This is a genomic window from Streptomyces sp. NBC_01591, from assembly GCF_035918155.1.
Lineage (GTDB): Bacteria > Actinomycetota > Actinomycetes > Streptomycetales > Streptomycetaceae > Streptomyces.
On sequence record NZ_CP109329.1, the window covers coordinates 65,194 to 88,923 of the forward strand.

At 68.9% G+C, this 23,730-nt stretch carries 18 protein-coding genes and 2 pseudogenes; 6 read left to right on the plus strand and 14 right to left on the minus strand.

Translation table 11 applies throughout. From position 1 onward, the window contains the following. Window positions 1-57: 57 nt before the first annotated feature. Window positions 58-879 carry a helix-turn-helix domain-containing protein gene (locus OG978_RS47660; RefSeq protein ID WP_326771201.1) on the minus strand — a complete coding sequence of 274 codons (822 nt, stop codon included), beginning with the start codon at window positions 877-879 and terminating at the stop codon, window positions 58-60. A 216-nt stretch (window positions 880-1,095) separates the two neighbouring features. Here OG978_RS47660 and OG978_RS47665 point away from each other — a divergent pair, with 216 nt between their 5' ends. Continuing rightward, window positions 1,096-2,559, plus strand: a complete 1,464-nt coding sequence (locus OG978_RS47665; protein ID WP_326771202.1) for an MFS transporter — start codon at window positions 1,096-1,098, stop codon at window positions 2,557-2,559. Between the two features lie 466 nt (window positions 2,560-3,025). On the opposite strand, the pseudogene OG978_RS47670 reads toward OG978_RS47665, so the two are convergent. Further along, window positions 3,026-3,231, minus strand: a pseudogene (locus OG978_RS47670) (FMN-binding glutamate synthase family protein); the annotation flags it as partial. A gap of 91 nt (window positions 3,232-3,322) precedes the next feature. Between OG978_RS47670 and OG978_RS47675 the strand changes: the two are divergent. Next, on the plus strand, window positions 3,323-3,661 hold the full coding sequence (locus OG978_RS47675; protein WP_326771203.1) for a hypothetical protein: 339 nt from the start codon (window positions 3,323-3,325) through the stop codon (window positions 3,659-3,661). Between the two features lie 619 nt (window positions 3,662-4,280). On the opposite strand, the gene OG978_RS47680 is transcribed toward OG978_RS47675, so the two are convergent. Genes OG978_RS47680 through OG978_RS47700 form a run of 5 tightly spaced genes read right to left on the minus strand, consistent with a single transcriptional unit; the run spans window position 4,281 to window position 9,241 of the window. Then, on the minus strand, window positions 4,281-5,012 hold the full coding sequence (locus OG978_RS47680; RefSeq protein WP_326771204.1) for a type I-E CRISPR-associated protein Cas6/Cse3/CasE: 732 nt from the start codon (window positions 5,010-5,012) through the stop codon (window positions 4,281-4,283). Continuing rightward, window positions 4,994-5,842: a type I-E CRISPR-associated protein Cas5/CasD gene (gene cas5e, locus OG978_RS47685; RefSeq protein WP_326771205.1), complete on the minus strand. Its 849-nt coding sequence runs from the start codon at window positions 5,840-5,842 to the stop codon at window positions 4,994-4,996. Before cas5e ends, OG978_RS47680 begins: the two co-directional genes overlap by 19 nt. Continuing rightward, a complete protein-coding gene (locus tag OG978_RS47690) occupies window positions 5,839-7,185 on the minus strand; it encodes a type I-E CRISPR-associated protein Cas7/Cse4/CasC (RefSeq protein ID WP_326771206.1) in 1,347 nt (448 codons plus the stop codon). The genes cas5e and OG978_RS47690 overlap by 4 nt, the downstream gene beginning before the upstream one ends. After that, window positions 7,182-7,775, minus strand: coding sequence for a type I-E CRISPR-associated protein Cse2/CasB (gene casB, locus OG978_RS47695; protein WP_326771207.1), 594 nt, complete (start codon window positions 7,773-7,775; stop codon window positions 7,182-7,184). The genes OG978_RS47690 and casB overlap by 4 nt, the downstream gene beginning before the upstream one ends. Further along, window positions 7,772-9,241, minus strand: coding sequence for a type I-E CRISPR-associated protein Cse1/CasA (locus tag OG978_RS47700; protein WP_326771208.1), 1,470 nt, complete (start codon window positions 9,239-9,241; stop codon window positions 7,772-7,774). The genes casB and OG978_RS47700 overlap by 4 nt, the downstream gene beginning before the upstream one ends. A 283-nt stretch (window positions 9,242-9,524) precedes the next feature. On the opposite strand from OG978_RS47700, the gene OG978_RS47705 reads away from it, so the two are divergent. Further along, window positions 9,525-10,301, plus strand: coding sequence for an HD domain-containing protein (locus OG978_RS47705; protein ID WP_326771209.1), 777 nt, complete (start codon window positions 9,525-9,527; stop codon window positions 10,299-10,301). Between the two features lie 170 nt (window positions 10,302-10,471). Here OG978_RS47705 and OG978_RS47710 read toward each other — a convergent pair whose 3' ends face one another. From OG978_RS47710 to OG978_RS47735, 5 genes and pseudogenes are all read right to left on the minus strand, one after another. Beyond that, complete coding sequence (locus OG978_RS47710) at window positions 10,472-14,875, minus strand: NACHT and WD repeat domain-containing protein (RefSeq protein ID WP_326771210.1); 4,404 nt, start codon at window positions 14,873-14,875, stop codon at window positions 10,472-10,474. Continuing rightward, entirely contained in the window at window positions 14,872-15,525 is a 654-nt protein-coding gene (locus OG978_RS47715) for a hypothetical protein (protein ID WP_326771223.1), read from the minus strand. The genes OG978_RS47710 and OG978_RS47715 overlap by 4 nt, the downstream gene beginning before the upstream one ends. 420 nt (window positions 15,526-15,945) lie before the next feature. Further along, window positions 15,946-16,892: pseudogene (locus OG978_RS47720) on the minus strand (transposase family protein). A 312-nt stretch (window positions 16,893-17,204) separates the two neighbouring features. Continuing rightward, window positions 17,205-17,480 carry a hypothetical protein gene (locus tag OG978_RS47730; protein WP_326771213.1) on the minus strand — a complete coding sequence of 92 codons (276 nt, stop codon included), beginning with the start codon at window positions 17,478-17,480 and terminating at the stop codon, window positions 17,205-17,207. Window positions 17,481-18,630: 1,150 nt separating this feature from the next. Next, entirely contained in the window at window positions 18,631-18,795 is a 165-nt protein-coding gene (locus OG978_RS47735) for a hypothetical protein (protein WP_326771214.1), read from the minus strand. A gap of 508 nt (window positions 18,796-19,303) precedes the next feature. On the opposite strand from OG978_RS47735, the gene OG978_RS47740 reads away from it, so the two are divergent. From OG978_RS47740 to OG978_RS47750, 3 genes are read left to right on the plus strand one after another with little or no spacing between them, the layout of a single operon-like run. Further along, window positions 19,304-20,374: a Twin-arginine translocation pathway signal gene (locus tag OG978_RS47740; RefSeq protein WP_326771215.1), complete on the plus strand. Its 1,071-nt coding sequence runs from the start codon at window positions 19,304-19,306 to the stop codon at window positions 20,372-20,374. Window positions 20,375-20,387: 13 nt separating this feature from the next. Then, a complete protein-coding gene (locus OG978_RS47745) occupies window positions 20,388-20,549 on the plus strand; it encodes a hypothetical protein (protein ID WP_326771216.1) in 162 nt (53 codons plus the stop codon). Between the two features lie 2 nt (window positions 20,550-20,551). Next, window positions 20,552-20,869, plus strand: a complete 318-nt coding sequence (locus OG978_RS47750) for a 4a-hydroxytetrahydrobiopterin dehydratase (protein ID WP_326771217.1) — start codon at window positions 20,552-20,554, stop codon at window positions 20,867-20,869. A gap of 172 nt (window positions 20,870-21,041) precedes the next feature. Here OG978_RS47750 and OG978_RS47755 read toward each other — a convergent pair whose 3' ends face one another. Both OG978_RS47755 and OG978_RS47760 read right to left on the minus strand, forming a co-directional pair. Continuing rightward, window positions 21,042-21,974, minus strand: coding sequence for an FAD-dependent oxidoreductase (locus OG978_RS47755; RefSeq protein ID WP_326771218.1), 933 nt, complete (start codon window positions 21,972-21,974; stop codon window positions 21,042-21,044). A gap of 4 nt (window positions 21,975-21,978) precedes the next feature. Then, complete coding sequence (locus OG978_RS47760; protein ID WP_442817914.1) at window positions 21,979-22,275, minus strand: isochorismatase family protein; 297 nt, start codon at window positions 22,273-22,275, stop codon at window positions 21,979-21,981. Window positions 22,276-23,730 lie beyond the last annotated feature (1,455 nt).

A 23,730-nucleotide genomic window follows, 5' to 3' on the forward strand; every position in this document is an offset into this window, starting at 1 on the left:
CCGCCGTCCACGCCGGTTCGTGCGCCGTTCGAGGGTTCTTGGTGCCCGGCGGGGTGCTCAGGCACCGGGCTCGAAGAGCAGGATGATCAGCCGGGCGCCGGGCGAGCTGAAGGGCTGCGCCGAGCAGACCCGTATCCGGCCGACCCGGGGCATGCCGCCCCCGAGGTGCCGCACCGGCAGCACTTCCCCGTCGGCGTGCACCCGGGCCAGGCTGCCGTTCCGGTAGACGGGACCCACCACCGGGTCACGTTCCGCGTGGCGTTCCAGTTCCCGGAGGTCCTCGTTGCCGGGATGGGCGGCGACCGCGGCCCGCAGCCAGGCCGCCAGCCGGGGCGCCCACTGGTCCGACCAGTCGACCAGCTGCCGCTCCCGGGCATCGGGGCACAGCAGCGCCCAGCGCATCAGGTTCTTCTGCCGCAGGCCGATTCGGCCCCCCTCACCAGGGAGGAACATCCGGGCGAACTCGTCGTTGCACTCCAGGACGTTCCAGGCGAGGTCGCAGATCGAGGCGGCCTCTCCGCTGACCCGGTCCACCACTCGGCGCCAGGAGTCGTTGACCGAGGTGCCGGCCTTGGGGTCGGCGGACAGCGGCGGCTCGTGGCCCAGCGCGTACAGGTACAGCGCGCTGCGCTCCTGGTGCTCCATCCGCAGGACCACGGCCACTTTGTCGAGCATCTGCGGGGACGGCGAGCGCAGCTCCCCGCGCTCCAGTTGCGCGTACCAGCGTTCCGTCTTGTAGAGCAACTGGGCGACCTGCGCCTGGGACAGACCTTGGGCGCGGCGTCCCGGGCCGGAAGGGGGCGGCCATCCGATCTCGCTCGGGTCGATTTTTCGCCGCCGGTCGTGCAAAAGGGCCCTGAGGGCTTCCTTTCGGTTCACGTGCTCTCCCCCGTTCGACGGGCGGCACACCGCCCCGATGTGTGGCAGCCAACTCGCGCGGGCTGCCCCGGACGGAGCTTCATCCAGACAGAGGCCCGTATTCAAGGGCTTCGACTGTCCCGTCGCAGCATGGCCGATACAGGGCACTACCTGTCCTAAATGCCCTCTAGCGTCGCCGAGTAGCACGCCGGACCTGAGTTTTAGGAGTGTTTTGCCATGAGCGCGGACCGTACCGACGCCTCTCCCTTACCCCCGAACGTCAGACTCGGTCTCGTACTGTTCGTCTGCTGTGCCGGGCAGTTCCTCGTCGTCCTGGACGCCTCCGTGGTGAACGTCGCGCTCCCGTCCATCAAGGAAGCACTACGTTTCGACACCGAGTCCCTCCAGTGGGTGATCAACGCCTACACGATCCCCTTCGCTGGATTCCTGCTGCTCGGCGGGCGCCTCGCAGACCTCTTCGGCCGGCGGACCGCGTTCCTCGGCGGACTGGCGGTGTTTACCGTCGCCAGCCTGATCGGCGGACTCGCCACCAACGCCGCGACCCTTCTCACCGCCCGGGCGGTGCAGGGCCTCGGCGCCGCTGTGCTCGCCCCCGCCACCCTGACCGTGATCTTCACTTCCTTCACGGACAGCAAAAAACGGGCAAAGGCGTTCGGGATGTGGAGCGCGGTCGCCGCGGCGGGCGGCGCGGTCGGCGTGCTGCTGGGCGGGGCCATCACCGAGTGGGTCTCCTGGCGATGGATCCTGCTCATCAACGTGCCCGTCGGTGTGGTCCTGATCGTCTGTGTGCTCCGTGTCATCACCGAGGCCCGCAACGCGAAGGCGCAGTCCCGGATGGACACGCCGGGCGCGGTCGCCATCACCCTGGGCGTGGTTGCCCTCGCCTACGGCCTGGTGCTCTCGCTGGACGAGGGCTGGGGCTCCGGCAAGGTGCTGGGCGTGCTCGCCGCAGCGGTTGTCCTGCTCGGCCTGTTCGTGCTCAACGAGGCCAAGCTCGCCGCCAATCCGCTGGTGCCGCTGTCCGTGTTCCGCAACCGTTCCGTCTCGGCCGGCAACATCGTCGCGCTGACCAGCAGCGCGGCGCTGTGGGGCACGTTCTACCTGTTCACCCTGCTACTCCAGCTGGGCCTGGGGTACAGCCCCCTGCGCACCGGCCTCGCCTATCTTCCACTGGCCATCGGCATGTTCGTGGCCGCGCGCGGGATCGCCGGGCATATTGACCGGTTCGGCGCGCGGTCGATCCTGCTGACGGGGCTGACCCTGTCGGCGGTCGGGCTCGTGTGGCTGTCCTTCGCCGACGCCGAGGCGGACTTCGCCGCCGACCTGTTCGGGCCCACCCTTTTGCTCGGCGTCGGCCAGGGGCTGGTGTCCGCGTCGATGACTGTGGCCGCCACCACTGGCGTGCCCTGGCAGCAGGCGGGGCTGGTGTCCGGCCTGCTGAACACCAGCCGCCAGGTGGGCGGCGCGCTGGGGCTCGCCGCGCTGGCCGTGGTGGCCGCCTCCTACTCGGGCGCCGACGCCACCTCGCCGGCTGCTCTGGTGGACGGGTACGGCGCGGCGTTCCTGGTCTCCGCCGCCTTCCCGGCGGCGGGCCTGCTCGCCGCCCTCGCCGTGCCACGCCCGCCGCGCGAGAAGACCACGGCATCTGTCCCGGCCAAGAGCGAACCCTCCAAGGGCTGACCCTCCAAGGCGCCGCCCCCAGGCCAGCGCCCGCCTCCCCGACCGCCCCTGTCGTACAGCGGAACCGATCCCCCCGGCCGCGTACGACGGGGGCTCCGGCATGGGCGTACGGTGCATGGACGCCGTGAAGGGCGGGCACCGCCACCGGCCCGACCCTCGCACCACCGGCCTCAACCCTGAAAGCCTCAGTAGCAATCCCGCATGTGCACTCCTCCTGTTTCTGTCCGTCACGGCTGCACCGCAGGAATCGAGGCAGGTCTGCGCAACTGCAGCAGACGCAGCTGACTCAGCGGACCCTTGCCGGTATCGGCCTGTCCGAATGTCTCCCGGCGGGTTCCGACCAGCCGGGGCCTTTCTCCACGGTCGGTCGAGGAAGTACGCCGGGAGCCGGCGTTCGGGCGGCCGACCGCCCCGTACCGCCCGACCGTCCGACCTCGCAGGTCCGGCTCAGGGAACTCGTCATGCGTCAGCCGGCCGGCTTCTGGCAGGTGGCCGGTTCGGTGATGAGCGCGGTGATCTCCTGGGCGAGCTCCGGGCCGAGTTCGCCCCAGCCGTCCCTGTAGCCGTGGACACTCGCCAGGGTGCGGGCGTCGTAGTCGCCGTTCGTGATCTCGATATCTCGATGTCGGTGGTGGTGATGAGTGCAGGGTGAGCGGCGCCGACAGCTCCCGAGCACCCCGGCGCGGCCGACAGAACCTGGACGCCCGGCGACCTTCCGGACCGCGGCGCGCCGAAGGAGCGCAGTGCGGCGGTCTACGTCCGGGTGGCGTGGCACGCGCTGCCGATCGTCCTGGTCGTCCGGCCGCACACCGCGCAGCCGTACCGGACGGACGGCGGCACACGCCTCGACGTCCTCGACCCGGGCCCGTGGTCGGGGTGGATCTGGCCGACACTCGCCGGACTCGCCGACACTCGCCCGACTCGTGACACTCGACGCGATCCGGGCGGTGCGGGTGTGGATGTTCACGTCGCGGTCTGGAGCATCGCCGCCGAGGCAGCCTTCGCACTGCCACTCGCACGGGTCCTGCACCGGCAGGACCTGTTCAACCCGGCCTTCCTGCCCGACGCCAATGGAGGCTGGCAGGCCCCACAGTGCCTCTAGACCGTGGCAGCGGTAGGGGTACTCGCTGTCAGCGCCCGCGAGGTGGTGAAGCGGTTCCGCGAGACGCAGAACTGAGCCCGCGGCAGCTGCTGAGATCTGCGCACAGGACCTGCTGTAGGGGGTGAGCCTGCGGCTTCGTGACGAAGCCGCAGGGTCGGCCTCCAGGAGCAGAGGCCATCCCCGCGGATGCGGGGAGCAGTTGCCCCAGTAGCCGGTAGCCCGGGTGTTCTGGGGACCATCCCTGCGGATGCGGGGAACAGTCCTGGGACGTCATGGTGTCCGGCGTCGAGAAGGGACCAACCCTGCAGGTCCGGGGAGCAGAGCAGGTACGCTCCCCCGCCGTTCTTGCAGGCGGAACCACCCGCACAGTTGCGGGAAGCAGACTCGCGGGGGCCGCAGCGCTCGCAGCGCCCGAGATCCATCCCGCGGATGCGGGGAGCAAACGACGCCCCAGGCCTGGGCGGCGTTGAGCTGGGAGCCATCCCTTGCAGGTACTGGGCAGATGATCACCGGGTCTCGTACGAACTCCGTTACATGGGTCGTCTCTCGCAGTGCGGAGTGGTGTTTCGTCTCGTCCTGCGCCTGATCGACAGCGGGACCATCCTCTGGGGTGCCGGGCTCAACGAGTCAGGAGCAGTCCGCAGCCGTACGCGCGAGCGTGTCCGATCCCCTGGCTCATCGAGTCGACCAGTGCAGCGGGGTCGGTGACTGTGAGCGTGCCCCGGATTTCCGCGCGGACGATGCGCAGGCCGTGGTGGGGGCGAGGGCTGGTGACGGTGGGGAGCATGCGGATGCCCAGGGTCTCCTCCTCGGTTGTGGCACCGATGCGGACGACACCATCAGGGGCTCTGCGTGGGTCGCCCAACGGTTGGAGACGGCGTACGAACCAGTTCTTCACGTGGTCGGGGCGGGTGTGGGCAGTTCTCCGGCCGCGGGCGCGGTCCGGGGCCGGGGACCCGGTCGGGCGGCTGTGGATGGGGTTGACGACCGTCCGGAAGGTCAGGGAGTCGCCGACGTGGAAGGTACGGTCGACTGTGATCACGTGCGGTTTGTCGGTGAGCGCGCCACGGGGTATTCCTGCCCAGTCGCCCGGGACTCGGGACTGGACGACCAGGACGAGTGCACCTGCCTTGAGATCGACCGACCAGGTGGACAGCACCCCCATCTGGGCACGAGCGTCGGGGTCACCGTCCGAGACCCAGCCGCGGAAGCCGCTCATGACGGTGCGGTGCATGTCCTGGGCGTCGACGAGGGACTTGGCGGTGTAAGGGTGCCGGGCGTCCATGGTCAGGACGCTGTGCGTGGCAACAAAACGGGCGGCAGGGGGCTTGGTCACGGGATGACGTCCCATTCGGTGGCGTTCTCGGCAATGGTGACGCAGGTCCGTGTCTCCCACCGCGTGGTGTGTGTGCGACGGTCCGCGTCGAAGGTGACGGGCTGGTCCGGTACGGGGGCTGCTCCGGCGGTGCCCGGTTCCGCTTCGATCCAGGCCCAGGGCCGGGGCGACGGCCGCGCCCCGACACCCTGCGAAGGCAGCAGTGCGGTGGACCGGTAGGCGTCTTCGATCGTTCCGCCGTCCAGCGGTCCGGCCAGTGTTCCGGACGGCGGGCACGACTTGCGGCCCAGCCACAACAGGCGCTTCGGGCGTTCCAGCGCTGTGGCGACGGTTTCGAGGAAAGCCCGATCTGGATGCTGCAGAGCAGCGACGAACGCGGCGTCCGCCAGGTACCAGCGTTCGGTGATGAGTGCCCCCCTGGAGAGCTGCTTCGAGACCAGGGCACCCGAATCCGGTTCGGAGACGATGTACTTCGGTGCTCCGTACCAGTCGGCAAGCTCGTAGTGCCCGAACGCATTGCCCTTGGTACTCGCCATGTCGGCGGACAGGGCTGCGGCCCTGCGGTGGTCGGTGATGATGTCACGTGGACGGACGGGGTATTTGCCGGCGCCGACGACGTGGTAGTCGCGCACCGGAGTGCCGGGGTGGTCGGCGCGGACGCCGAAACGGACGGCCGCGAGTTCGCCGAGTTCCTCGGCGCGGTCGTGTCCGAGGGCCGCGGCGCACAGACCGATGACCCCGGATTTCGTCGGGCGGCTGTGGGTGTCGCGGCGGGAGAACCTGGACACCACCCCCCAGGACTGCAGGGGGGCGGCAAGCCTGATGAGCAGGACGTGTCCGCTCACGCCGTCAGCTCCTCGACTGACTCGATGTCCTTGACTCCCAGTTCCTGCAGGACTGCGTGGACGGCGGGCTCGTAGGTGAGAACGCGGCCTGCGGTGATGTCGTCACGCCGGCGGCGGACGAAGTTGTGGTGGTCGAGGAGTCGGCGTACGGCGAGCTCCCCGGCCGGTCCCCCGTCGGCGACTTCATCGATGGGCTTCTGGAAGGCTGCCGCGTAGTTGAACGGGCGGTCTCCGTCGAAGGCGAGGACCAGGGCGGGCAGTGAACCGGTCGAGGCGGTCGAGTTCTTCTTGGCCTGCGGGAAGGCGTTGACGAAGGCGCTGACGAACTCGGCCTCGGCGGCAACGGCGGCTGCTTCGCTGTCCTGTTCGGACATGCCTGCGGCGCGCAGGTTCTGTCGCAGCTTGCGGCGGTCCAGAACGGCGTGCCGGTAGAACGTGCCGGAGATGAGGGACTGGTAGCCGGTCATGCCGGCTCCGGAGTCGTCGGCGACATCGAGGAAGTCGAGGGCGTTGCTCTTGCGGTTGAGCTTGGCGTCGTCGGCGGCGGCGTAGAAGTCGTCTGTGTGTTCGGCCTCATGGACGGTGAAGGCGTGACCGCTCTGGATCGCACCGTCGACGTTCGGCGAGTCCGCGATCTCGGCGAGGAAGCGGCCGTAGAGCGCGATGTCGATCGCATCCCGGGGCGCCAGCGCGGTCAGGACCGCTTCCCGCGTCGCCTTGGGCAGAGCGGGGAGCTTGGCAGCGCCGGCGTCCGTTGCGGAGTCCGCGTCGTCCGCGCTCACCTCTGCTTCCTCCTGGGGGCTGCTCTTGCGCCGCCCCTTCGTCTTCTTTCCTGCCGCTGCCGCCTGGGCCAGGACGGTGTAGTTCTCTGCCCAGGCGCCGAGCGATTCCCGTTCGGCGTTGAGGTGGTCGGCAATGCGATCGCCCGCATCCGCTGGCGCGAAGAGCAGCACCTTGGTCAGGTTGGCGACTGTCGGCTTGGCCGAGTCGCCGAACTTGAGGCCGATGGCCTGCAGAACCGCTCGCGCTGTCGCCAGCGCCTGCTCCTTGGGCCAGCCGTGCCTGGTCTCCAGGGCGCGGGCAGTCACCAGCGCCCATTCGCGGGTACGGACGCCCATGGTGTGTCCGGCGAGCGGGCCCATCTGATCGTTGGCCCGGTCGCGGGAGTACACGCGCTCGGCGCGACGGCGCGCCTGGCTGGTGATCATGTGCCGTTCCACGCCGCCGTAAACGATGGATTTGGGTGCCCCGTTCTCGTCCCGGACGGGAAGGACGGCAACGAGCGTCTCCAGCAGGTGAAGGGAGAGGAACTGGTGCCCGGTCAGGGAAACGTGGGTACTCACGTCAGCGTGTCCTTCGTCGTGGTCGTGGTCGTCCTGGTGTTCCTGGCGGCTTTCGGCGGCGGCGCGTGGAAGTCGACGGCCCAGCGGTAGCGGATGCGGGCCTGACGGTCGCTCCAGCGGGCGATGTCGTCCGCGAGCCGTGCCCAGGAGGGTGGTGGCTCGCCGCACGACCGCAGCCGGGCGATGGCGTGCTGCAGGTGTCGCTGGGGGGGCCGGCGGCTCGCGACGATGCGGTCCATCAGTCGGCCGGCGCCCGCGTCGTCGGGCCCGCGCCCGATGCTGCTGCCGATCCGGCGGGCGGCGTACCCGAGGCTTCCGTAACCCCATGACGGCTCGGCGGCGCCCCGGTGGTAGACGGCGAACAGGAACGCCACCTGTTCGAAGACCTCGCGACGCTCTTCATCGATCCAGCCCGCTTCGATGTGAGCGCGCTCGCTGACACTCGGTCGGCGCAGTTCGGCGAGCCTGCCGTAGTCCCGGCTGTTCACCAAGCCGACGAGCCACTGGGCGAGCTGCTGGCTGCGTGCGGGCTCACGTGGCTCGGCGCCATCCGCGACTGCACTCCCGGTGCCCGGTTTGTCGGCGATCACTTCCGCTCCCCCTTCAGTTCGTCCGGGGCTTTGGACCCGGTGAGGTCGTTCTCCAGACAACGGACCGCCTTCGCATGTGCCTGGTAACCGCGCGAGTTGGCGGGCAGCGAGTCGAGCCGGTTACGCAGGAAGCGCCCGGCGGCCTCGGCGAGCACGGCCGCGTACTCGACGAGCGCCGCGTCCACCTGTTCGTCGTTCTCGGCCGCTGCCGTGTCGTCCAGCAGCATGTGGAAGGGCTCCTCCGAGTGAGCCCAGTGCTCTGGCCGCGCGTCGAACCGGGCGATCTGTCGCTTCTTGTCGGCCGGCTTCGGGTTGGGATAAGTCACGGTCCAGGCGACGTAAGCTGCCCGGGAAAGGCTGGAGGCCACGTACTCGGCGACGAGCGAAGCCCGCTCAGCCGCGTACCTGAGGTCGCGCTCCCGGCCGGGCACGAAGGGAAACGTGTCCGACACCCAGGTGACGACCGTGGTCTGCTTGGCGATCAGACCGACGGTCCACAGGTTGAGCCGACGGCCGCTGAGCCTGGCAAGGCGGTCGTAGAGATCGGGTCCGTGGTCCCGGTCCGCAACGGCGGCGTACAGAGCGTGCGCCTCGCGCCACAGGGCCCGGGAGGCCGAGGGCCGCAGCGGCTTCACCGTTCCGTTGGGTGCCTTCTCGTACACGGCGTCCTGCATGTGGTGCGGGGCCAGTGGTTCAAGGATTTCTCCGGCCGCCAGCAGTACGCGGTCGACGGCCGGCTGCCCGTCCTCGGTGACGGCGGGCCGCATGAGGACCGAGCGTCCCAGGACGGTGTGCAGGTCGGCCGGACCATCCACCCGTCGCCCCGACGGCTTGGTCAGAAATCCCCGGCGGGGCTCGGGGGCCACCGTCCAGGTGCGGTTGAAACGGCCCGGGGCTTCGTCGGTCGGTATGAGGTTGAGCCGGAGGGTGTCGCCGAGCGTCTCCCCGAGCGCGATGACACGGATACGTGTGCCGAGGCGTCCGGCGGCCAGATTGGTGAGGGTGGGGCCCAAGGTCCCCTTGCCGGAGATCCGGGCGCGGCCGCCGGGTCCGTAGGCGTGCTGGGTGAGCATGGCGCGGAAGGCGGCATCGGCGGGCAGCGGCGCCGGGTGTTCGAGGTGGTGGTGGTCGAAGAACTGGTTGTAGTCCCCGGCGTGCTCGATCACCAGCTGGGCGGGACCTGCTCCGTGTTCGTCGAGGTAGGGGGCGAGAAGAGCGTTCTGGCCCAGCGGCTCCACGGGATGGAAAAGGTCCCAGTGCTCGTCGGGACGGCGATCCAGCCAGTCCGCCGCATCGGTCAGCGGGCTGCGGTCGTGGACCCGGTCACGCCACTCGTCGACCGTCGCCGGGCAGTCCCCGGAGGCGTAGCAGACGCCGAGGAGGTACTCGATCAGGGCGACGGCCTCTCCGGCAGTCGCCCCGGATAAGCTGCGCAGTTCGTCCGCGTGCTGCAGAGCGTGGACCAAGGTGACGGTGGCGTTTTCCCCGGCAGTTGTCAGTACCGGAACGCATGCTTGTCGTCGTGGGTCCCAGCTGGGGCGTATCTCCCCCGCCGGATAGGGGCGCGTTTCGGACAGTGTCACCTGATCCTTACTCCAATCTCCACAGTTGTCTGGTGAGATGAGCCAGGACCGTAGCACGCCGGATGAGGGCAATGTGAGCGAACCAGGAGAACTCAACAGCACTGCGCACAAATGGTGTTGGGGAACGATCGATCTCTCCGACCACACGGTTCGAAGGGGCGGACCCGTGTGGAATCCGCTCGTCGCCGAGATGGTCACCGCCGGTGCCGTAATGCTCGAACTGTGGGACCGGGTACTGAGCCCACGGCAACGAGCCGATATCGCGGAGGGCTTCGCGGCCGAGAGCGAGCAGAGCGCTCGCCTGGTGGCCGCCTTCCTCGCAGGGGTCAGCCGCATCGGCCACGCGAGCCCGCCGCACATGGTCGCGTTCGGCGCGGGGCAGCAGCCCTCCCCCGCAGGCGAAAAGGCCCGCGCCGACTGGCAGGAGAAGGCATTGCGGTCGGGCCTGCCGCTGCCACCGGCCGGTGCCCGGGTCCGCCATGCGGCCCCGGAGCACATCGCGGCGGCGGTTCTGCCGCGACTGACCGGCTGCGACTGCACGGGGTACGTCGACGGTGAGCGCTGCCACGACCGGGAACACCAGGGGCTCTACGTGGCTGCGTACGCGCTCAACCAGCACCGCGCCGACACCCTGCACGCCGACACCGTCGCCAAGGCGTACCGGGCGACCGGCGGCCCCGCCTGGGACGCGGTCCGCGCCGCCTTGGTGGACGCCGTCGCCCGCCATGCAGGACTCGACGCCCGGAGTCTTCCCCTCCTGATCCGGCCGACTGATCCCGCACGTCTGACAGCCTTTGGCCGCCTGAGCTCCCAGAGCAACGGGCTGTCGCAAGGAGACGCATCTCATGGCTTCGCATCCCCTCACGACACCCGGGAGGCGGTGTCCGAAAGAGCACGGCTGCACGCGCAGCAAGCCGTCTCACGGATGTTGGTGGCCGGATGACAGCTGCTGGACGGCTGCGCTCCCCGCTCTGCGGGGCTGATGCAACTTCAGTCGCCACAAGGGCCATCTCCGCGGGCGCGGAGGGGATGGGCCGTCCGATGCGGCGAGCCGATGGTAGTGGGCATGGCAGCTGGTGACCAGCAATATCCGCTCTGCCCCGTGGGCTGCTCCTAGGACTGTGGCAGACACAGCGTCGCGGCGGCCGTCCCAGCCGGACCGCTGAAGGCGATCAAAGGCTGCGAAGTCCCCTGGACACTGTGGTGGGGCAGGACGCCGAGGGACGTCAGGGGTGCCGCAGTGACCAGCCGCAGCAGCTCTTCTCCTGTGTGGAAGTCCCAGAGACGCAGAGTCGTGTCTGTCAGGCCGGCGCTGACGATCAGGTTGCGGGAGTCGGCCGACCGGACGATGCCGAGGGCGGATACGGGCCCGTCGTGCCGGGTCGGCAGCGTGAACGTCTCCTTCTCCGGAGAGTCCGGCGCCCACAGACGTATGGTGCCGTCGACTCCCCCTGTGACCAGGTACCACTCGCCCTCCTCCTCTCCTTGGCAGACGGCCAGGGACGCGACGGCGCCGGGCCGTTGACCGGGCCATTCGTCGTGCGGCGCGTGCAACGGACGGCACAGCAAGATGTCTTGATCGGCAGCAACAGCCAGAAGACCCCCCGTAGGCAGGGGCAGATATGCCAGCGCTCGGACGGGGCCACCGGATCCCTCACCGTGGTGCCACTCCAGCACTTCGCGGGTGGCCAGGTCGCAGTACACGATCGAGCCGCGGCTCGTCCCCACAGCCAGGACGGTCCGCGTCCCTTCCACGAAGGTGGTGAACGCGGTGGGATGGTCCTCTGACGAGGTCCAGGCGTGCATCGTCGCCCAGTCGTCGTTCCAGCACCCGACCGATCCGTCCGGCAGTCCGACGACGACCGTCGTGGAGCCGTCCGACGCTGTGTATGTGGCGAGAGCCGTCACCGGCCCGTCGACTCCTCTGCGGGGCAGGTCGATCGTGCGCGTGACCACGCCCGTGCCGGCCGACTTCACGATCAGGTTGCGGTCGGGGCCGACCGAGATGAGCTCGGCCGGACCCGGGCTCGGGCTTCCGGACAGCATCGCGAGCAGTGTTCCACCGGTGGGACGGGAGGGCGGTCGCACTGTACGCCTGGCCCACACCTCGGGGTTCCAGACACGGACGGTCCGGTCGAGCGAGCCCGATACCAGGATCTGGACCTCTTCGGGACCGGGTACGACGGCGAGGCCCGTCACCGCGCTCGTGTGATCGGTGGGAAACCGGCAGGTCTGCTCGCTTGTTTCCGGGTCCCATATCTGTACGGCACCGTCATGGCCGCCGAGTGCGAGCAGGGTGCCGGAGCCTGGCTGCCGGTAGGGCGTCAGGACGGCTGCGGACTGTCTGATCGTGCGGTGCCGTTGTTCCACACCCGTCAGGGCATCCCAGAACCTGACCGTTCCCGAGGCTGTCCGCGTGGCCACGGCGAGCACCGGTTCGCCGTCCCGCTTCTCGAGCAGGGCCAGCGCGGAGATCTTCCCTCCCGGAATCGGAACGGTGCACACCAGGTCGAGACCGGCCCCGTCGAGCACGTCGACGGCATCTGCTCCGTTGACGGCGAGCAGGGTTCGGCCCCCGGCGCCGGTCAGGACAGCGAGTGCGTTCACCGCGCTCGCCCCGGCGGCGTACTCCACGTCGGCCACCACGGCCCCGGTGAGCGGATCGCACACGACGACACCGTCGGATGTGCGGATCGCCAGCCGCGCTGCCTCCCGGTCGGTGAAAGAAGCCAGGTCGTGGACCGTTGCCGTGACCGGCAGCTGTCGGTCCTGACCGCTCAACGGGTCGCACGTCCACGCACCGCTGTCGCAGCCAACGGCCAGAAGAGGCTCGCCGGACAGCCTCGGCACCACGGCCAGCGCCCGCACCAAGGGCCCCGGCCCATGAATCGGTGGGCCGACCGGCGTCACGGTGGACGGATCCCACACCCGTACGGCACCGTCGGCGCCGCCCACTGCGACCAGCGGCGTCCCGTCCCGCAGGGTGAAGGACACGAGGGAGCAGACATCCGCGTCCGACCGCGCCAGGACGTTGCCCGGCACCGCGAGGTCCTTCCATCTCGGCACGAGATGTGCCGCGGCCGGGCTGCCGGTGTCGCGGTTGCCCGGGAGCACATCAGCGTCCGGCTCCCACAGGGAGAAGCGCAGGCTCTCCGCGCGCGCGAGGGGCGGTGCGTCGGCGAGAAAGGGTTCGATCCGTGTCCACGCGAGGAGGCGCTTCGTGCCCTCGGCGTGCTCCGACAGAAGTCCGAGCGCGCCCCGCACGTTCCCGCTCGTCTCGTAGGGGAGAAACTTCTCGGTGACGACCTGGTCGTTCAGCACGCCTCCGGCCGCCGCGTGCTGAACGAGGTGGTGGCGCAGATAAGGGTGCGGCGGCTCGTCTTCCTTCTGTAGAGCGCTGAACTTGACGGCCAGTTGTCGATGGGACTCTCTGGTTACCATCGACGATGCCTCGGGCGGGCTGGACGGCGTTCCGTCACCGAGAAGGGCATACGGGGTCTGCCGCAGTACTTCGCTGATGCGCTCGTGGATCGGCCGGTAGACGAACCTGCCGTCCTCGACGTCGGTCGTCAGATAGCCCGCGAGCCGAGTCTCGCGTACCCGACGGATCGCCGTCTCAGGAGCGATGATGTCGCCTGCCGTAAGCGCTGCCACCGCGCACGGCCACACTTCGGCCCAAGGAAGACCGGCCCCTTGCGCAAGCGCTGTGGCCCGCAGGACCTGCATGACATGCTCGGCCGGCAGGCCGATATTGCGCCGTACTTCCTCGATGTCCTGCCGCAGAAGCTCCTGTGTCCCCTGGCGCAGGGTGCGCCGCCACTCCGGATCGTCCGGATCGGGCAGCCGGTCTCTTGCGTAGAGCGCCTCGGCGGCGAGGCGTGCGTCCAGGAACGAGGGCGCCACCTCCTCGGCCACGGCAGCCGCCAGCTCGTCCAGGCTGCGGTCATCCGGGCGTACCGAGGAGTCACGGCGGTCGAACAGGGTCCTCAGCAACGTGCTCGCATAGGCGGAAATGTCCTCCGCGGCGCCGGTGTCCGCCCGCAGGGGTTCGTCCGCACCTGTGGAACGGACGAGCAGGTTCAGCAGATCCGACGTCCGGTCCTGCGACGGACGGAGTCGGCCCGCAGTGTCCGCGTGGGCACTGCGGATGCCCAGAAGCATTCGTACAGCGGGATGCCCGTCGTCCGTCCACTGTTCGGCCAGCGGGCGGATGAGGTTGGTGATGATCCTCGCGGGATTCCTCGCCTCGTCGATGCCGTCGATGACGATCGTCAGCGGCCGCCTCGTCCGACGGACGGATCCCAGCACGTGGTCCAGAAGCTGATCGAGTGGCCCGACCCCCCTGTCCCCTGCGGGCGGCTCGTCGGTGAGCGCCGTGTACAGCACCGCTGCCAGTTCGTCAGCATCCGTATTACGCGCGACCACCGCAGCATCGACAGCTCCCTCGGGCACAAGAAGGTCGGGCGGTGTCGCGTCTATGAGGGGCCGGTACGTCGGGTCGGACCTGAACTGCTTATCGCTGAGAGTGACGACCCGAGCGAGGAGAGCCGACTTGCCCGAGCCTGCCTCCCCGGTGACGACGAGCGTGCCTCCTTCCCCCTTCAGGAACTCGGTCATGCGCCGTACATGGGTAGTCCGACCGGTGAAGTACCAGCCGGAGTCAGCAGGGGAAGGCCGACCGGAGGCGCGCAGGAGCCAGTAGGAGTCGAGGTCGGGCTGGGTTCGGTAGCCGGGGTTGGGGAGGCAGGGGCTGGGCTGCTGATGGTCCTTGTCCCTCTGCAGCGACTCTTCCGGCCACAGAGGCCGTACATTGGCCATGCCCTGGGGCTCGAACAGCTTCGTCATCGCCCCGAAGAAGTCCTCGAAGCTCAGATAAGGAAGCGCGTACCCAGAGGCTACGTCCTTGAAGTACGCCATCACCGCCTTGAGAGCACTGGAGAATTCCTCCAGGCGCGGGGACGTGTACTCGCTCGCCGACGCCAGGACGACAAGAGAGTTCAAATTGCGCCGCTCGTCATTGAGTGCTTCAAGCCGACGAAATAGGTCCTTGCGCAGTACTCCCGAGAAGCAGGAGTCGACCATCACGAGGACATGTTCGGCGCGGGAGTCCAGCACGGCCGTGATCAGGTCGGCGGTTTGGACCGCAGTGCCCAGGACCCGGTCCCGATCGGAGTCCGGCATGAGCAGAAAATGGACCTCGGAGTCGCGGCTCACACCGTGGCCCGTGATGTATACGACGATAACCTCGTCGTAGTCCACGTCGTCCAGTTCCTGCTTGTCCATGAAACGGCGCAGGTCCCGAGCTGTTCGTAGACCCTCCGGCTTCACCAGACTGAAGCGACGCTTCTCATCCAGCGATCCATCGGCCCACCACTCCTCGACGACTGCGACCTGGGCATTGATACCTTTTTTGAACGAGGTCTGCTCACCTGGCGTGCTGTCTTCGTCGTCGTACTCCGAGACCGCAATCTCGATGAGCCGCCTCGCGCCCCACTCGTAATCCGCAGCCTGGCTCACCGTCCGTCGGCCGCGATCGCCCGTGCGACCGGAGTGGTCCGCAGGTAGCGCAAGACACTGTGCGGATCACCGATCCCGTTGGCGACCTCAGCATCGGTGGTCCCCGGCGAGACGTCGCTGAGGCCTCTCCCCCCGGTGATGACGTCCCCAGGGTCGAAGACGTTGACCCACTCGATGTCACCGGGCAGCTTCAGGGGTTCGCCGTCGACGATGTTCAGCCCACGCCGTACGGAGGCGATTCCCAGCGGTGAACCGCAGGTCACGAACGTACGCACGCCGGACACACGGTCCGGCGAGATCTGGCCCCTGCGCAGCAGGTCGTAGGCGATCACACTGCCCAGCGAGTGCCCTACGACGACGGACGTGTTCTCGCCGAAGGCCTCGGCGACCAATGCTCGGACCTGCGCTGCGAGGTCGGGCTCGTACAGGTAGAACCGCACTTCCCGCATCGCACTCACAAAGAGTCTGCCCCCACCTCGGGGGAAGCGCCGGTCGTACGCCATCACCAGACGCGTGAGACGGGCCGGCCAGAGCTGCGGCGGCCCAAGTGTCTGCAGCGGCAGTTCCTGCACACGGGCGAGGTCTTCCTGGCGAACCACTTCCTCCAGTGCCCCGGCGACGAACTCGGCTTCACTCTCGCTCAAGGGCACCGTGGCATCGAAGGGATCGTCCTCGGGGCCTAGACGATCTGCTCCGCGCGCAAGGAGCCCGGTCCAGTGGGGCAGTTCCAACGTGGTGGTGGGTATGCCTGGCTGTCCCAGCGCACCGAGGCCGCGGTTGATCGCCTTGCACCATTCAGCTGTCAGCCGGGACTTCGATGTCTTCGACTGCCGAATGCCGTGTACCCCAACAATGCCCGTCACGCTCGTGCTTCCCCCGCCTACGTGTCGTTCGGTCAGGTAATGAGGTTAGTGGGCCTAAAACCTCTGACGGGCGGATTCCTCCCCTTGCACTCGGGACTGCCCGACGACCTCGTCCTCGTGCCGGGCCACACTTGGGCTGATTGCTAACGGGCTGCCCCGCGATTGATCATGAGGCGTGTTGGCCTGGGGAGTTAGCTGGTGGGTGATTCAGCAGGCCGTCGTGCGGACGGGCATGAGTTCGGTACTCGTCTTGTGCCGGGTGGGCCGCTGGGCGCGATCGGAGACGAGGGCGGCGATGGCCTGGTGGGTTTCCCCGTAGGTTTCGCGGCGGCCGGTGTATCGCTGGAGTGGGCGCCACTGGCGTACTTCTGCATTCGCGTGCTCGACGCAGATCCGCCGGGAGGACTGACGGCGCTTGTGCTCGCGCCAGCCGTAGTGCTCGGTGAGCGGCCGCTCGGCCGGGTCTTTCGCGGTCTTCGGTTTCTTCGGCGGGGCAAAGACGTGGTCGGGGAACTCGTTGGCGAGACCGCGGTAGCCGTCGTCGACCTCGGCTTTCACGCCGGGATGCTGGTGGACCTGTTCGGCGATGCCCTCGGTGCGCAGCGCGGTCTGGTCGTGCATGCGGCCGGGCCGCAGGGTGCGGCCCTGGCGGTCGCTGATCGTGGTGGTCTTGAGGGTGTTCTGCCTGCGCTTGCCGCAGACGAAGGCGCGGCGGCCAGGCTGGCCTGCCCGGGGGCGGCGGACCTGGGTTTCCATCCCGTCGATCCGCAGAGTCACGTCCTCGGCTTCGGCATAGGCGAAAACATCGGCCAGGGTGCGCAGGCGCACACCGGGACGGTCGGGAACGGCGAACCCCCGCTCGGTGAGCAGCGGGCGGATCTCGGCGAGGCCCGGCCGATCGTGGAGGACCCCACCTCGTAGAGCACCCCGAGGGCCTCGTGGGTAAGGCCAGTCCGCAGATGTACGAGTGTGGCCAGCAGCCGGTCGGTGAAGACGAATTCGTGCTTCGGCCCGGCTCCTGCCTGACGCTGACGGGCTCCCTCGCGCCGTTGGTGGCGTGCAGACTCACAGCGCGCCTCCCAACGCGGAGCGAGTTCTTCCACCAGCGCGCCCAGATGCTTACGCGAGAGGCCGCAGAAGGCATGATGTGACATGGCCGCGCGGACCTGTTTGATCTTCACAACCCAGACAACTCGCGCGGCCTTCCGTATATCGCCTGACGTGACCAAGATCAATCGCGAGGCAGCCCGTGGCGAAACCGGCGTCGCGTCGCTCAGCGCGCCCTGATCGCCATCTGGCTGCACCGGCGAGGTCGCGGAGCCTGATCGATCGCTGACTTGCCGCGCTCGCCTGCAGCGGCCTCCAGGCCGTTGATGCAGGTAGCGACCGGGCCGGCTCTGGTCACCTGTGTGTGCGGTCTAGGCCGGGGCGCCCCCGGGCGTTGTGCGGCCGCCCCTTCAACCGGACTACGTCAGGACGAGAGGCACGGTGATGGTGAGGTGTTCGTCGGTGGTCGGCAGGGCGGTGGCAAGAGCGTTCATACGAGCTGCGAGGTGGCCGATCACCCGGCTGGTCAGTTCCTCGTCCCACTCCGCTCTGCCTTCCGGTGGCAGGCGCATCTCCTCCCTGGCAGGTGGGTTGTCACCGAGATAGCGCGCGGTGTCCATGTTGACGACCCAACAGGCCAGTGCGATCTTCACCTGCCCGGGTGCCGCCCACTGCGCCCGTATGTGGGCGCACATGCTGAAGTCGTCCCCGCCGAATGTGACCGTAGTGGAGAACGACCTGCCACGGGGATATTGCCGTATCAGCTTGAGTACTGCTGGTTCCACAACGGCTCGCGCCATAGGTTCCGTATACACCGTCTGCCCCCCTGTCGAGCCTGGCCTTCAGCATCCCAGACGGGGCCTGCGACGGACAGATCGGCTGCCGTCCCGACCGTTTCCCCTCCAGGGGAACGCTGTGCACCTCGTGGGCATGCGAACGGCGCCGCACCCTGGGGGATGCTGTTGGCCATGGCGTGACGTCGGTCTTCAGGATCTGGCCCGGGTGGCTGGCTGCTGCGGAACAATCGCGGGGCAGCCCGTAATGTGTGGTTGCTATGCCTGCGGCCAAGGGTGTCTGCGGGCGCTGATCTGCCGTCTCCTCCCGCAGTCGCGGGAATGGCTCCGGAATGAACTTCCGGACGGGCCCGGGTACAAGTGCATCGCCTCGCATTACGGAGATTGCCCTCCCGGCAAGAGGGTCGTCGAAGGCTCGCCGCACTGCCTTGCTCACCTCTGCGGGGTGATGCCCCCTGGGGATCCTCGCTGAAGTTCAGCGTGTCCTCGATACTCCGCCTGGGGGATGGTCCCGACGCGATCTCCTTTACCTTCAACGGGCGGACTTACTCCCTGCACCTGCGGGGATGGTCCAGAGCGCGAGGAATGGGAACTACCCGGCGGACGCTGCTCCCCGCACCCGCGGGGATGGTCCCGGTGACCGGGCCCGACAGGGTCGGGAGCCCGGGCTGCTCCCCGCACCTGCGGGGATGGTCCCAGCCAGACCTGGGTGCAGACCTGTTTCGCAGACTGCTCCCCGCACCCGCGGGGGTGCTCCTCGGTGTGCCGCTCGCCGACCTCGTTCGCGAGTAAGGCCTACTTCTCGTCCGGGGGATCCGTGAACTCCCCGTGCAGGCGGTCAGGGGTGTGTTGCCGGATGTGCCGGTCAGCCACTGCGCCCTGCGTTCGTGTGGGGTCGCCGGGATCGGACGAGCTCTTGACGTCCCTCGCGACGACGGGCTCTGCGGCCTTGATGGTGTCTCTGATGCCCACGCTGGTCCTTGCGTGATGGTGGAGATTGAGAGGCCCGCCCGGCCCCCTGCCGCCGACGGCCTCGGGTACGGGCGGGAGATCAGTACCGCCGCTCGCGCGGATACGGCGTCGGCCGTGCAGAAGCGGGCAGCGGGCACAACTCCTTGTGGAAGCGGAGCGTGATGCCGGGGCCGGTCGCACCGGGGATCTCGTACGGCTTCGACTCCTCGGCCGTCATGGGCTGGTGGCAGCGGTCGCACATCATCGGCAGGTCTCCCGGGGATGGCAGGAGCAGGCGCAGGTGAGGCGCTCGGCGACGGCGTTGCCGACCCGGATGTCGGCCGGTCCGGGGCAGAGGCGGTGCCCTCGTCCCATGAGCCGGCCGTGCCGGTCCTGCACTCGGGAGAGGTGTAGGTGCTGCGTGATGCCTGCTGTGCGAGGGCGGTCATTTGGTCGCCTTCTTGCACCGCGGGCATCGGCAGGGCGGGTACACGAACTTCTCTTCCACGACCTCAACCGGGGCGACTTCCGTCGTCGGGCGACGGACGCGCGTACGGCCGTACCGGTCCACCTCGTACACCTTGATCGTCATCATGGGTCGGCCCCCGGCCTACGTCGATTGAGGGGCATCCAGCCAGATTGCTGTATCGCCCGCCTTCACACCCTGATGATGTGTGTGCACGGTGAGCAGCGAATAGGTCGCCGGATGGCCACGCGTGGCCATGTAGCGGCCATAGCCGGAAGCGCGGGCGATGACACCTCAGACTGGGCACATGAGCCGCAACGACGCACTTCGGGCAGCCCGCTTACGCAAGGGATGGCGGACCGTCGAAGCCGCCGCGACGGCCGTCACAGAGCACGGGCAACAGCTCCTCGACGACTGTCAGTTCACCGTTTCAGCTCGCACCTGGCGCCGTTGGGAAGGCGACCGCCCCGGCTGGCCGGCGGAGGAGACCGCGATCGTCATTCACGACGCGCTCGGCCGCTGGCCGGAGGACCTGGGCTTTACGACTCCGCCGGGCTGGATCCGGCCCGAGCACCACGAAGAGGAACAGGTGCGCCGCCAAGCTTTCGTCCCCGTCACCGCCGCCGCGCTCGTGGCAGGGCCGGTTGCGCCACAGCACGTCGACCCTGCTCTGATCGACTACTTCCAGCAGCAGTTGGAGGGGCACTACCGGGCCGACATGTTCCTCGGCCCTCACGACCTGATCGGCACCGTGTCCGCGCAGTACCAGCTCATCGACAAGCTGCTCCGCTCTGCGAAGGGCGAGACCCGCCGCGGTCTTCTCCGCGTCGGTGCGGCCTACGCCGCGCTCGTCGGCTGGTTGTATCAGGATGCCGGAGACATGGACGGCGCGGCTTTCTGGCGCGGCGTCACCCAGGAGATCGCGATGCGGTCCCGTGACTCGCACCTCATCGGGTACTCGCTCGTCAACCAGGCTCAGGTACGCACCGATCTCGGCGACGGACACGCGGTCGTCGACCTGTGCGAAGCCGTGCTCGACGACGCCGACCAGCTCGTCCCGAAGGTACGGATCATGGCCATGCAGCAACAGGCGCACGGCGCCAGCCTCACCGGTGAACGTGGCCTGGTCGACCAGCTCATTCGACCAGGCCGACCGGCTGTTGCCGCGCGTGGACGACGACCTTCCGTGGGGGAACGCATGCAGGCGAACGCCCGGATACCTGGAAGTGCAGCGGGCCACCTGTTACGGACGACTCGGCCTCGGTGCGGAGGCCGGCGCACTCTGGTCGCAACTCCTCGCGATCGTTCCGGAGACTGCCCGCCGGGACCGCGGGGTGTACATGGCCCGGCAGGCAACAGCTGCGGCGGCTGCGCGTGAGCCGGATCAGGCAGTGGAGATCGCCCGGACCGTGGCGACGATCGCGGTGGAGACCCGCTCGGCCAGGATGCGCAGGGAACTGGTCGCCCTGGAGCGTGCGATGCGGCCGTGGCAGGATGCCCCGGTCGGCCGGGACCTTGCGGAGATCCTGGAGCCCGTGAGCAAGGGGAGCTGAGCGTGGCCAAGGAACCGGTGCCGCTGACGGACAGTGCGATCGAGGGGCGGCTTCTGGAGCTCCGCGGCTGGTCGCGGGTGGGTGATGAGATCACACGGTCCTTCGGCATCCGGTATCACGGTGGCGTCGCGATGATCGTGCACGTTGCTGATGTGGAGCGGCTCATCGGACACCACGCCGACATCGATCTGCGATGGGACACGATCCGGTTCGGGATCACTACGCACGACGCGGGCCACAAGCTGACCGACGCCGACTTCGACCTCGCGAAGCGCATTGACCAGATCGCGGCAGCGCACGGCGCCGAGCCCATCGATTGATGACCGGTCCCGGACGTACGAACCCGCTCCCTCCCGCCCGAAGGCGAAAGGGGGCGTTGTTCATGATCGGCGGCGGTCGGCCAGCAGTCCGAACACGCTCGGGCCCGGGGATGGGCTTGAACGGGGCTGCTCCCCGCACCCGCGGGAATGGTCCTGAGCCGACCTCCACGCATCAGGGCAGCAGCTCCCGCGCGGCGTAGTAGGCGTGCAAGGCGGCCTCGCTGCCGGAGCCCAAGGCGGTCATGATTCGCTGGAAGCGGGCGGAGCGCAGGTCGCCGGCCACGATGATGCGGGGGTGCTGGCCGGTCGGCGGACAGTAGCCGTCCCCGTCGCGGCTGAGGTCGCCGGACGGGGCGGTGGGCGCGTTCCCGATGCTCACGTAGACGGCGTCTGCCGTGACCGCGCATTGTCCGCCGTCCCGGCTCACCGCGTCCGCTGTCACCGTGGCCCCTTCAAAGGGGTGCAGGGTCAGGTGCTCGACGGGCAGGAGCATGACGCGGGGATCGTCGCGGATCTCCTCGGTCTTGTACTCGTCGGCCTCGGGGTGAGCGACGAGCAGGCGGGTTTCGGTGGTCGGGTGGGCGCGCAGGAAGGTGCCGATCGGGCGGTCGCCGCCGAGGACGAGGAGGGTGCGGCCTTCGGCGTCGTCCGCGACGGCCTGCCAGAGCGGGGGCAGGGTGAGGCCGCTGGGGGCGGTGATCCAGGCGACGTTGCGGGGCTGGAGGGGGCCGACGCCGGTGGCGACGACGGCGTACGGAGCGGTCAGGCGAGTGCCGGTGTCCAGGGTGACGGTGACGTGGTCGTCGGCGGCGCGGAGTTCGACAGCATGGCGGCCGAGTTCCAGGCGGCACAGCTGAGTGCTCTTCAGCTCCGTGGTGATGGAGTCGGCGAGCTCGGGGCCGCTGGTGCAGCCGCCGAGGACGTTGTTCAGCGCCGGGATGCGGTACAGGTTGCGGCACAGAGTGTCCGGCTCGATCAGGACCGAGCGCATGCCGACGCTGGCGGCCATGCGGGCGGCGGCGCAGCCAGCCGGTCCACCGCCGATGATGATCAGATCCGTGTCGTGGGTGGTGGGCGAACCGGTGTGGGACGGTGTGTCGGCCATGGGGCTATTTCAGCACCGGGGCCCCTGCGTACGCGGTGAGTTGTCCCACCACATGCTCTGCGGTGACGAGTTGGCCGGTTCCGATCAGGCGGCGGACGACGACGAGTCCGGCATCGTGGACGTCCGGGCCGGCGTCACTCGCCGAGGCGTCGGTGACGATCCAGGGTGCGTAGCCGAGCTCGAAGACGTCGCCGGCGGACTTGAGGACGCAGCTCTCGGTGGCGATCCCGCAGAAGACGAGGTCGGTCCAGCCGGCCCGGCGGATCAGTTCGGTGGCATCTCTTTTGCGAGCCTCGTCCACTTCGGCCGGGCCAACTTCGGCGTGTGGCAATCTCTCGTCCCCCAAGAGATGGGGTTTCCGATCCGGGGATAGCTATCTGAAAATTGGCAGGCAGACTCTACGCTGATCGCTTTGCACTGCCGCCCTGATGCCTGAACGGAAGAGCGGAGAGCGTTATATGCGTTTTGCCGGACTCGGTGAGAGTGTGGGAAAACTGCGTGTCTCCGCGATAAAGCCGCAGGTCGCGCAGCCTGCTCCCCGCGGGTGCGGGGATGGTCCCCGAGGCCTCTCCCTGTAGCCAGCGCCCGCGCACTGCTCCCCGCACCCGCGGGTATGGTCCCGAGCCAGCCCAGGACTCCCCCACCGCGTTCTTCTGCTCCCCGCACCCGCGGGGATGGTCCCGAGCCAGCCCAGGACTCCCCCACCGCGTTCTTCTGCTCCCCGCACCCGCGGGGATGGTCCCCATGAGGTGGAGGCGCCGATCGGGCCGTCCTCCTGCTCCCCGCACCCGCGGGGATGGTCCCGCCTGGCTCGCAGCTCCCTGCTCGCGGCGGCCCTGCTCCCCGCACCCGCGGGGATGGTCCCAGTTGCTCGCCCCGGTCCTCTGGAGTGCCGGTCTGCTTCCCGCACCCGCGGGGATGGTCCCAGCCAGCACCCCGGCGGCATTGTCCGGCGCACCTGCTCCCCGCACCCGCGGGGATGGTCCCCAGGTCGTCTCAGACGGCTTCGTCACCGTGTCCTGCTCCCCGCACCCGCGGGGATGGTCCCAGGCCGATGGTGCCTGTCGACTTGTCGTCGCCCTGCTCCCCGCACCCGCGGAGATGGTCCCAGGCCGATGGTGCCTGTCGACTTGTCGTCGCCCTGCTCCCCGCACCCGCGGAGATGGTCCCAGTGACGCACAACTTGCTCCGACGTCGTCGGGCTGCTCCCCGCACCCGCGGGGATGGTCCCCGCGGGCCACTCCTGGTGTCCCGGCTCGGACGCCTGCTCCCCGCACCCGCGGGGATGGTCCCGGCGCCCCGACCTACTACGCGGTCTATGACGGCTGCTCCCCGCGCCCGCGGGGATGGTCCCAGCTTGGCCGCCTCGTCGCGCTTCAGCGTCGACCGCTCCTCGCACCCGCGTGGATGGCCCATTTGTTGTCCGCGGACAACAAACCGGTGGCTGCTGCTCCCTGCACCCGCGGGGATGGTCCCGCGACGGACTCGTTGGGGTTCTGCGAGTGGGTGGAGATCGGAAACCCGCCCGGACCTCTGCCGCCGGCGGCCTCGGATACGGCCAGGGGGATCAGTGCCGCCGCTCGCGCGGATACGACAGCGGCCGGGCCGACGCAGGCAGCGGGCACAGCTCCTTGTGGAGGCGGAGCGTGATACCGGGGCCGCTCGCACCAGGGATCTCGTGCAACTTCGACTCCTCGGCCGTCATGGGCCGCTGGCAGCGGGCACACATCATCGGCGGGCCTTTCGGGCATGGCAG

What these genes read in the sequence shown, in the direction of transcription:
- OG978_RS47755 (WP_326771218.1), bottom strand. Translation starts at nt 21,974, where the DNA reads ATGGCCGACACACCGTCCCACACCGGTTCGCCCACCACCCACGACACG.
- OG978_RS47735 (WP_326771214.1), bottom strand. Translation starts at nt 18,795, where the DNA reads ATGATGTGCGACCGCTGCCACCAGCCCATGACGGCCGAGGAGTCGAAG.
- OG978_RS47730 (WP_326771213.1), bottom strand. Translation starts at nt 17,480, where the DNA reads ATGTGCGCCCACATACGGGCGCAGTGGGCGGCACCCGGGCAGGTGAAG.
- OG978_RS47680 (WP_326771204.1), bottom strand. Translation starts at nt 5,012, where the DNA reads ATGGGACGTCATCCCGTGACCAAGCCCCCTGCCGCCCGTTTTGTTGCC.
- OG978_RS47740 (WP_326771215.1), top strand. Translation starts at nt 19,304, where the DNA reads ATGAGCCGCAACGACGCACTTCGGGCAGCCCGCTTACGCAAGGGATGG.
- OG978_RS47665 (WP_326771202.1), top strand. Translation starts at nt 1,096, where the DNA reads ATGAGCGCGGACCGTACCGACGCCTCTCCCTTACCCCCGAACGTCAGA.